The sequence below is a fragment of the Kitasatospora sp. NPDC093558 genome (assembly GCF_040683475.1).
Classification (GTDB): domain Bacteria; phylum Actinomycetota; class Actinomycetes; order Streptomycetales; family Streptomycetaceae; genus Kitasatospora.
The window spans coordinates 1-1,645 of sequence record NZ_JBFBDY010001048.1 but is presented as its reverse complement, the minus strand read 5'-3'; the positions used below and the strand labels follow the sequence as shown (position 1 = coordinate 1,645).

1 protein-coding gene, 1 tRNA gene and 1 pseudogene are annotated in these 1,645 nt (G+C 70.0%); 2 read left to right on the top strand and 1 reads right to left on the bottom strand.

All coding sequences use genetic code 11. From position 1 onward, the window contains the following. Positions 1–147, bottom strand: a pseudogene (locus AB0O00_RS38335) (ABC transporter ATP-binding protein); the annotation flags it as partial. A 256-nt stretch (positions 148–403) separates the two neighbouring features. On the opposite strand from AB0O00_RS38335, the gene AB0O00_RS38330 reads away from it, so the two are divergent. Both AB0O00_RS38330 and AB0O00_RS38325 read left to right on the top strand, forming a co-directional pair. Then, positions 404–485 (top strand) — tRNA-Leu (locus tag AB0O00_RS38330). Positions 486–624: 139 nt separating this feature from the next. Further along, a complete protein-coding gene (locus AB0O00_RS38325; RefSeq protein WP_363659308.1) occupies positions 625–1,497 on the top strand; it encodes a Bax inhibitor-1/YccA family protein in 873 nt (290 codons plus the stop codon). Positions 1,498–1,645 lie beyond the last annotated feature (148 nt).

Genomic DNA, 1,645 nt, shown 5'->3' with positions numbered 1-1,645 from the left:
GTCCAGGGCGACGACGCGGGTCTCCCCCTCCCCGTAGACCTTGTACAGGCCGGTGGCGCGGGCGGCCGCCCGGCCGGTGCGGACGGCGGTTGCGGTCGACGAGGTCACGGGGATGCTCCTTGCTGGTCGCGGAATTCGTACCTCCATGCTCCGCCGCGTGATCATGGTCTATCGTCGCTCCGCCGAACGGTTGAGCCGACCACCGCTGGGCGTACGGGCACCCGGCACCCTCCTCCTGCGGTATGACACCGACCCTGAGGCCGGGGTGGTGGCCTGAACCGGTGTGCTCCGTGGCCGAATCTCGGACAGTTCGTCAGATGGCAAGGAAACATGACAACTTCCCGGGCTGGGAACATGCGAAAGGGTGAGCCGGGCGACTAGGCTCAGGGGTGGTTCGCAGGACGCCCGGATGGTGGAACGCAGACACGGGCAGCTTAAAACTGCTTGGCCGCGAGGCCGTGCCGGTTCGAGTCCGGCTCCGGGCACCGCTCGACGCGCGGGGGCGCCGCCGGCGTCCCCGCCGTGAGTCCTCCCGCTGGATCATCCTCGCGGCGTATCCCGATATTTTTGCCAAGCCATTACCCTGGTGCGGGGCGGTGCAGTGCCGCCACGGAGGGAATGAGCATGAGAAGCAGCAACCCGGTCTTCTCGCGGGAGGGGTCCTTCACCCGCGACTCCGGCTACGCGGGGTTCGGGACCACCGCGCAGGCCGGGGGCCCGTACGGAAACAACCCGTACGCGGGCGGCCCCTACGCCCAGCAGCAGCCGGGCCAGGCCCCGCTGACCGACGAGCAGCTGTACGCGATGTACAACGGCCCGTCCGCCGGCCCGCTGGCCACCGGGCGGATGACGCTCGACGACGTCGTCGCGCGCACCGCCATGACGCTGCTGACCCTGGTCGCCGCCGGTGCGGTCGCCTGGTTCGCGCTGCCGTTCAAGAACTTCGGCTTCGCGATCGGCGCCAGCCTGGTGGCCATGGTCATCGGCCTGATCGTCTCCTTCAAGCGCAGCGTCAGCCCGCCGCTGATCCTGCTGTACGCGGCGCTGGAGGGCTTCGCCCTCGGTGCCGTCACGCACGCCCTCGACGTCAAGTTGCCGGGCATCGCGATCCAGGCGGTGCTGGGCACGGCGGCAGTCTTCGCCGCGATGCTGTTCGCCTACAAGAGCGGGAGGATCCGGGTCACCCCGAAGTACACCCGGATCGGCATCGCGATCGCCATGGGCTTCGTGCTGCTCATGCTGATCAACGTGATCGCGATGGCCTTCGGCGCGGACCTCGGCCTGCGCTCCGGCCCGCTGGGCATCGTGGTCGGCCTGATCGGCATCGGCCTCGGCGCCTTCTTCCTCTCGCTGGACTTCGCGGCCATCGAGGAGGCCATCGCGCAGGGCGCGCCGCAGAAGGAGGCCTGGCGGGCCGCCTTCGGGCTCACGCTGTCGCTGGTCTGGATCTACGTCGAGATGCTGCGCCTGATCGCCATCCTGCGCGGCGACGACTGATCACCCCCCCCGGCGGAGATCCCGCCACCCACTGCCGCCGGGCCCCGGAGCACCAGTGCCTGTCCGCTGGTCCCCGAGGTGCTCCACCACTCCATGGTGCAACCTCGGGACCGTAACGTCACACGCCCGTGCGGCGCCCGTCCCCGGA